Genomic DNA, 7,765 nt, shown 5'->3' with positions numbered 1-7,765 from the left:
CGTGAGGGCCGCAATCTGCGCCGGTGTGTCGACGTTGCGACGAAAGAGGATGACACCGCCGACGCGCAGTCGCTCCAGCGTCCGTCGCGTTTGGACATCGAGCTGCGGTCCGGGAATGCCGACGATGAACAAGCGACCGATGTCGTCAGCCTTGATTCGTACGTCGTGAGTCGTCACAGGTGAACCGAGTCAGCTGCGTAATCTTTCGCACTGCCGATTGCAAGCGAAGTGTTGGAGCCTGGCAGCAACGATGCCGGAGCCGAGTTCCGAGTCCTGGCGAGACGACTTAGGGTCGTGAGGCCGGTGCCCGGCAGCCGTTCAGGGCATTGTTCACGGCATTCAGGAGATCATCGACGGTTACGTTGCCGTCCCCGTTCGCATCGCACGCGTTGCACGCCATAAGCGGAAGATTGCCCAGGGCGATATTCACGCAAAGAATCAATTCGTCCACCGTGACCGAACCGGTGCCGTCGCAATCTCCCGCGCATAGGACGGGTAGAGGGGTGGGGCTCGGTGCCGTTGCCGTCGGATTCGCCGTGCTCGTCGGCGGAGGGCCCTCCGGCCCACACTCGCAGCCATGGTCCGTTTGTATGAAGCAGGCGCCGCTGACTGGCCTGCCGTCAACAATTGCCGTGCACGACTGTGAAAGACCACGGCAGACTGGACCGCAGGGGCCCATCGTCGGCGTCGCCGTCGGAATTGTCGTGCTCGTCGGTGGAGGGCCCTCCGGCCCACACTCGCAGCCGTGGTCCGTTTGCATAAAGCAGGCGCCGCTGACTGGCCTGCCGTCGACGATTGCCGTGCACGACTGTGAAAGACCACGGCAGACTGGACCGCAGGGGCCCATAGTCGGCGTCGCCGTTGCGGTCTGGAGTGTCACGGTGGATGCGACAGACCGGTCACGACCCACCGCAACTGCGCCGATCACCGACAGCGTGCCATCGCTCGATCCATCAACGTAGGCAAAAGGTGCGGCGCGGACGGTGAGTGCCCAGGAGGAGAGTACGCTTACGAACAATAGGCTCATAGGCCAGCGAGAGGTCATGTGAGGATCTGCTCCCAGCTCCTTACGGAACCGAGGTCACCAAACGTGTGTACACGTCATAGTGGCCTGCGCGGTTGTCGCGCCATGCATACACGAACTTGCCTGCCGTTGAGGCGCGTGCCACGCCTGGCGCCCGGGCCGCGGCAGCGCGCGGCGCAAGATCGATGCGGAAGTCGTTCTTCAGCGGCGCGTTGCCAATGCCTCCAGCCAGCCCGAAGCTTCGTCCAAATATGTTCCAGGTGAACTGCGTCTGGTCGTTGACTGTCGCCTGCCACGTCACGAGGGCGGTGTTGTTCTGATCCAATGCTGCCTTCGGGTATATTGCCCGTTTTAGGCCGCTCGGCGATCCGGGGGGCTGATTGACCTGAACCGCGGCTGTGTCTAGGAACGTCACGGAGCCCCCTGTGATTGCCAGTCTTGTGCTGAAAACCGTCTCGGGGCCATTGTTGAGGCCCTCCCACCATGTCGCTAGGATAGTCGAGGGATTCTGATTGTCCACCGTGAGCGCCACGTCGTGACGCACAGTGTTATCACCGGGCGTACCCGTATCGACGCGGACGCGTGACGGGCTTTGGAGCACGCCATTTGCGTCATACTTGCTGATGCGGATGCTATAGTCGGTTCCCGAAGCGGTGTCTTTCTCTTCCCATGCAATGTAGGTATTACTGGCACTGTCTGCCCCTACTGCGGGGAACGTTGCGTCTAAGGTGACAGGTGGAGGTGCGGCATTGACCTGGAACGCGCCTCCAAGCGCGCTGCCCACCGAGTCGAAGCGCCGCGCCCAAACGTCGCGGAGCGCGCTACCGGCACTGCGGTCCCGCTTGCCAGGCAATCGTCGAGTTGAGGTTCGGCTGGAAGTTGAGCGCCGGATTAGTGGCTTTGATCGCCGGGGCGTGCTGATCGGCGCGCATGTCGGTTACGAACTGCTTGTATCCATCGCTTCGGACATACTGGAAATAGACATGCTGGTATACGCCGGGGCTAAGTCGATCATCCTGCCATGCTACGTGTGCACCGTACATACCGAGTGTCTGTATCGGATTACCGGCGAGCGCTGGTGCCTGGGCGACGTGGGTGCTGGTGTCGTCAACCTGGAAGTCGTTCGCTTGCGGGCTCGGCTTACCATTCGCATCATAGCCGTAGCCGCGGGCGAAGACATGCCAGTTGTTGGCTCCGTAGCGGTCGTCCAGCCACGACACCGCCCAGAATAACCCGCTTCCACTGCTAATGCGCACGGAGCGACCAAATACATCTGTCACCGGATTGGCCGTGTTCACCTTGAGATCTGGGTTGGGGAGGGTATAGCTGGGAAGCTGCGTTTCCCAAGCGCTGCGGCCGTAGGTGAAGGCTTGGAGTCGGCCCGTCTCGGAGTTGACAGCAAGGTCGTTGACAGCCGTAGTCTTTGGGAAGCCGCTCATGAATTTCGCCCACATCCAGACGGTCCCGTTCGGGTTACAGACCACAGACGACCCGCTCGGGTCGCAGGCTCCGTTCGTTGATCGGCACGCCAGGCATCCTTGATAGATGCCCATATCCGTACCGAGGTACAGCACGGTGTGGTCCCCCGTGTGGATCGCAAGTTTGTTCGCCGCGACGTTGGCCGGCAGCGCATACGGGCAGGTGCCGTTCGAGCACGGAAACCCGTTGGGGCATGTGCCGCCGCTGCAGGTACCGCCCAGCCCACTGACGTTCTGCCAAGTCGCACCGCTATCGGTACTTCGAAACACACGGTCGGGTGCGGAAGGATTGGCGTCCGGACCCAAGCTGGTGACGTAAACCGTGCATGCAGTCGCGTTACAGGTCTGGGATCTGTCGATGACGATGCTGCTCAAGCACACATTTGGTATGGCGCTGGCCCCTTTCTGATACCAGTTGTTGCCCGTACCGGCGTCCGTGGTGCGCCACACCTGAGCTCCGCAGCTTGCGCCGAAAATCAGCGCGGAGTTGGAGGGTGCGACTGCGAGCGCCTCCAGGTTTGCGGAAAAGTTGGGCTGCGAACCGCCGCTGGCGGGGAAAACGTTGCTCGTTATAGACGACCACGTTACGTTCGCGGGCGATGGGTCGTCCGCGTTGGCGGTTCGGTAAGCCTTGAGATCGGTGCTGGAGAAGACCAGTAACTTTCTGTGGTCGTTCGGGTCCATTGTGGGGGAGTTGCCGACGAAGCGTTTGCCAGGCAGCTGGCCGGTGATATCGTGGAAGTTGAGCCAACCTTCGGTACTGCGCGAAATCGCCCCGGCGTTGTCGAAGGCGCCCATCTTGTAGATGACCTTGGAATTCGTGGGATCGATGATCACGACATCGTCATCGCCGCCGGTGTAATACGACCACTCCAGCGGATTGGCCCCGCGCAGGGTCCCATCGTCCTGCGTGCCGCCCCCAGAGGTGCCGGGATTGAGCGTGTCGATCGTACCGCCGTAAAACTCGGCGTTCGCGAGGTTCGTATTGAGACTGCTCCACGCCGGGTTCACACTGCCGTTGCTGAAGTCGGGGCTGCTCTTCCAGATGCCGCCGTCGTTTCCATCAAACAGGACGTTGTGATTCGCAGGGTCAAAGGCGAATGCATGGTGGTCCACATGCAGCGTCCCAACACCCAGGATCTTGAAGCCGCTGGTACCGCCATCCGTCGAGCGGGAAAGGTCTTCTGCGCCGAGTACGACAACATTCCTGTTCGCAGGGTCGATCTGAACAGATCGCATATTCTGGCAGTCAGGGCCTGGGGCGCAAGTGCACGTTTGGCCGGTGGGACACGGGTTCTGCGGCTGACCGTTGAGCAGACACTGGCAGCCGACATCACAACAATCTGCGCTGGTCGAGCAGGTCCTATTTGCCGTAATCAGGTGCCAGGTGAGGCCCGTCCCTGTGCACACCCCACCCGTATCGGGAAAGGTACCTTTGTACAGCCGCATCTTGACTACGGCGCTGGGTGGGTTCCCGCACATCGTTTGTAGGTTGCCGCCATTGATTGTCGAGTATATCACGTCGGTTCCGCTTGTGCCCTGAGCGGTGTCGCGCGCAATTGTGGAGCAGGCGTTCGGTCCGGAATCATAACAGTTTAGGTCCGCTCCAAATGTGAATCCAGAGGGGTTGACTCGCGCCCAGCAGCCGCCGCGATCAGGTGATCGGTACCAACCATTTTGTGACGGCGTGTCGCTGTTCACCACACTCGCGAACAGCGTGTTCTTGTCCGCGCCATTCTTCGTAGGGGGATAGTCCCACGGGCTCACAAGCAGGGTACCGATCTGATTTGGAAGGCCATCGGCCCGGTTGAGCAAGGCGGTGATGCGCGTCCAGTTCACGAGATTGCAGTTAGTGTACGTCGCCGGATCAAGAGCGTTGTCAGACCACCAAAGCCCCTTCGACGTCGCGACCCAAACACGCGGGTACGGAGCGGGACCGGTAACCTTCGTATCGTCCACGACCACGGCGCCGATCGAGAGGACGCTATTCGCCGGCACGGTTTCCGGGCAGTTTGTTGGGTTTGAGGCCACGCAGGTTCCAGAGAGGCCGCACGGCGGATTGCCATTACACCAAGTCGGGCCGATTTGGCACCACGCCGGCACTGCGGACGTTGCGTTTGTGGTACGGAGAAGGCCTGCGCCCCGGTATGTGTACCCGCCAGTAGCGGCGAGCACGACATCACTGTTGGTCGGATGGATGGCGACGCTCCTGATCACGAGGCTTGGCTGGTCGTCCGTCAAAGCAGTCCAAGTGGTGCCACCATCGAGCGTGCGGAAAGCCCCCCGAGATCTGTTCCTAGGTAGATGCGCGCAGAGTTTTGAGGATCCACCGCCACATAAGCGATCCTTCCGGCGTTCGCCAGTCCCGCGCCGTTGTCGACTCGGAACGGCGCCGGGCCAATCTGAGACCAGAGAGCCGACTGGGCGAATGCCGGCGGCGGAGCAAGCATTTCCCAGGCTCGCGCGAGCCATCGTCCCGGTCCCAGTCGCAACAATGACTGTGGGGTGGCCGGTGCTTCTAACGCCGGCGGCGGAGCTTCTTGCATTTCCTGTATGTGCTGCCACGCTTTCAGGTGTGCGTCTTCCGGGATTTCGCCAAGGGGCCAAGCCCGCTTCTGGTACATACGCCTCATGGCTTCTTCCTGCGAGATATCCTCCCTGAATTCGGGCGTTGGTGGCGCCTCCGCAGGACTTGTAAGTTCGGGGATCGAACGGGGCTCGTCCACGTCCGGGGACTGCGGCAGAGGCGGCAGGTCCCCGTACTGCTCCGGCGGCTCCGTGTAAACCACTCCCGGCCTTCGGATGTTGTTGCGCAACTTTGGCGGAAGAGTGCTCAGGTCGACAGGCCCAACGCCGGGAATGTCGACAATATCTGGCGGGCCGAGCGGACCAGCTTCAGTTCCAGCAGTGCCGGAGATCACCGGCTGGTCGCCACTGATCTGCGCCGCAAGGAGTCTCGGCTCAGTGGCAATGAGCGCGATGACCAAGGCTGCAATGACCGATGCTTCATTAATTTTGAGAGCTGCCATGATGCACCTCTTTGTGGCCGGGGTTAAACCGGCGAGCTGTTGCGAACGAGCAACCCATGCGGGGGCGTGGTTCACCGCAGGCTTCTTAGGAGCAGCCCCCGTGTACGTTAGTACACAAGTGCGCTCATTAGTACTCAATACTCGTAGTGATTCAATGACCGTCGGTAGGGGATTAGGTGATTCATGTCATTCAGTTCAATACCGATTGCCTCCCGGAGTTCTTCAGCCGCGTGGAGCGCTAGGTAGCTGGCCAAACCGCGGCGGTCGTGGTGGCGCTGGGGTCGGTCGCTCATCCGTGCTCGCAGGGCCGGGCGACCTCGCCAGGCACCGTACCTACCGTACCTCGACGCAGTACCTGGTAGTGGGTCAAAGTGACCCACTACCCAGCACCTCGACACACTTGCCGGAAGCGCCGATTCGGCAGTACCCTGTGGCCGTAGAACTGCAATTGAGTGAACGGGCTCAGCTTGTTCTGCGCAAGCTGCAGCCGGCGGCTGGCCTGGCGGGGTCGATCAAGGTCGTAGCTTTGGAAGCCGTGCGGATTCGCTTGCGCGACGTCGTCGACCAGATCGGGGACTTCGAGGCGCTACGGCCGCACGTTCGAGCAGTTAGCTGCGGACTGGAACGCGGGTCGCAATCGCCGCGCGTTTCGCGCGCCGCACCGAGCGCGACTTCATGGGCTGGGAAGCGCTCGCCATGGAGCGGCGGGAACTTCTCGATTTCATCCGGGAGTTGACGGCACCGGCGGATGCCGCTGGCTGACGATCCAGACGCCTTCGAAGCCGCGTTCTACGCTGCCGTTGCCGCTGTCCTTCCCTCTGCAACGATCGAGCGCACCGCCCGCACGGTGATCGCCGTCAAGCTGCGCGTCGCCGTGGGCGAGAATGATTTCATCGACGTGTTCTTCAACTCGCGGAATTCCGGCTTGGGGACGATGGCACTTTGGGTACGGATCACCGCGCTGCACCGCAACCAGCCGTTGGCACTTCTCGCCGCGCGGTGACTCGCACCCACGATCTTTTTCGGCGCCCGCGAAGTCGGCGCGTGCGGCAGGACTCCAGCCGAGATTCGATCTATTTCACGAAATCGACGCATTCTCTCTTCCTGGCCATCGCACACCTCTACCTTCGCCGCCCAACGCTCGACCGGCCGGCTCTGCGAGCTTGACATGTGTTATCACACCACATTACCCTGATAACAGATGATCCGGACACAGATATCCCTGGAAGAGGACGCGTACCGCCAAGCCAAGGCGGAGGCGCGACGGCGTGGCATCTCCCTCGCCGAGTTCTTGCGCCGCGCGGTGGCGGTGGCGTTGGGGCAACGGAAGGGAACCGCTCGCCCTTGGATGCGGTACGCGGGTTCGGTGTCCTCCGGCGACCCACACGCGAGCCGTAGCGTCAACGACGTGGTCTATGGGCGCGCACGGCCATGAGGGCCGGGCCGGTCTTCTTGGACACTGGCATATTCATCGCCTTTCTCGACCGATCCGATCAGTATCACCAGGCGGCGACGCGTCTCTTCTCAGACCCGCCGCGACGGTGGTTTTCGTCACTGGCGATCGTGTCGGAGACTTACGGCTGGTTTCTCCACCGCCTGGGTGAGGAAGCCGCGCGGACCTTCCGCCTGGCGCTCGTCGACCTGCCGCATCTTGAGCTGCTGTCGCTCGACGCCGAGCACCACGCGCTGGTCATCCGCAAGCTCGAGCGTCTCCGGGGTCACAAGCTCACGTACGTGGACGCATCGAGCCTGGTGTTCCTCGATCGTTTTCGAATCGAAGAAGTCTGGGGAACGGACCGCGACCTCGCACTTGCAGGCGCCCGGGTGGTACCTGTCGGCACCGATTAGCCGCCAAGACCGGGCCGCGTTCCACGCCGCCGTTGCCGCTGTCCCTCCCTCTGCAACCATCGAGCGCACCGCCCGCACGGCGATCGCCATCAGCGAGCTTGATCGTCCTTGCATTCCCGCAGTCAGGGTACAGAAATACAAGGAAGCCGGCAGCGCCCGGGAATTCAAAACAGCGCCAACTGCCTCTTTGTCTGCGCGACCGATTCGAAGTCGGTTCCCAGGAAGCGGAGCACGGCGTCGGCGACCGGAGCGATCTGGTGTTCTATATAGTGGGCATAGTCAGGTGAAGCGGTCAGCTGGCCCACCGGCTCGGGGCCCTCCAGCGTCATCACGTAGGCGATGATGCGCCCCGGCGTGCCGCTCTGTTTCCGCGCCGCTTTCACATG

7 protein-coding genes are annotated in these 7,765 nt (G+C 61.9%); 3 read left to right on the top strand and 4 right to left on the bottom strand.

Annotation, left to right across the window (positions count from 1 at the left end; all coding sequences use genetic code 11):
• Positions 1–1,067 precede the first annotated feature (1,067 nt).
• The 3 genes from VF515_12320 to VF515_12310 all read right to left on the bottom strand — a co-directional run bounded on the left by VF515_12320 (position 1,068) and on the right by VF515_12310 (position 5,531).
• Positions 1,068–1,808, bottom strand: a complete 741-nt coding sequence (locus VF515_12320; protein ID HEX7408420.1) for a hypothetical protein — start codon at positions 1,806–1,808, stop codon at positions 1,068–1,070.
• 37 nt (positions 1,809–1,845) lie between these two features.
• The gene (locus VF515_12315) at positions 1,846–3,741 is read right to left on the bottom strand and encodes a hypothetical protein (protein HEX7408419.1); all 1,896 of its coding nucleotides are present in this window, start codon (positions 3,739–3,741) and stop codon (positions 1,846–1,848) included.
• 998 nt (positions 3,742–4,739) lie between these two features.
• On the bottom strand, positions 4,740–5,531 hold the full coding sequence (locus tag VF515_12310; protein ID HEX7408418.1) for a hypothetical protein: 792 nt from the start codon (positions 5,529–5,531) through the stop codon (positions 4,740–4,742).
• A 748-nt stretch (positions 5,532–6,279) separates the two neighbouring features.
• Here VF515_12310 and VF515_12305 point away from each other — a divergent pair.
• The 3 genes from VF515_12305 (at position 6,280) to VF515_12295 (ending at position 7,379) form a co-directional block, all read left to right on the top strand.
• A complete protein-coding gene (locus VF515_12305; protein HEX7408417.1) occupies positions 6,280–6,534 on the top strand; it encodes a hypothetical protein in 255 nt (84 codons plus the stop codon).
• Between the two features lie 198 nt (positions 6,535–6,732).
• Entirely contained in the window at positions 6,733–6,966 is a 234-nt protein-coding gene (locus VF515_12300; protein HEX7408416.1) for a CopG family transcriptional regulator, read from the top strand.
• Positions 6,963–7,379, top strand: a complete 417-nt coding sequence (locus tag VF515_12295; protein HEX7408415.1) for a PIN domain-containing protein — start codon at positions 6,963–6,965, stop codon at positions 7,377–7,379. Before VF515_12300 ends, VF515_12295 begins: the two co-directional genes overlap by 4 nt.
• A gap of 164 nt (positions 7,380–7,543) precedes the next feature.
• Here VF515_12295 and VF515_12290 read toward each other — a convergent pair.
• On the bottom strand, positions 7,544–7,765 hold a 222-nt coding region (locus VF515_12290), incomplete at its 5' end, for a hypothetical protein (protein HEX7408414.1).

Source organism: Candidatus Binatia bacterium (assembly GCA_036382395.1).
Lineage (GTDB): Bacteria > Desulfobacterota > Binatia > HRBIN30 > HRBIN30 > JAGDMS01.
The sequence above is the reverse complement of the archived record's forward strand: the minus strand, read 5'-3'. Positions and strand labels throughout refer to the sequence as shown.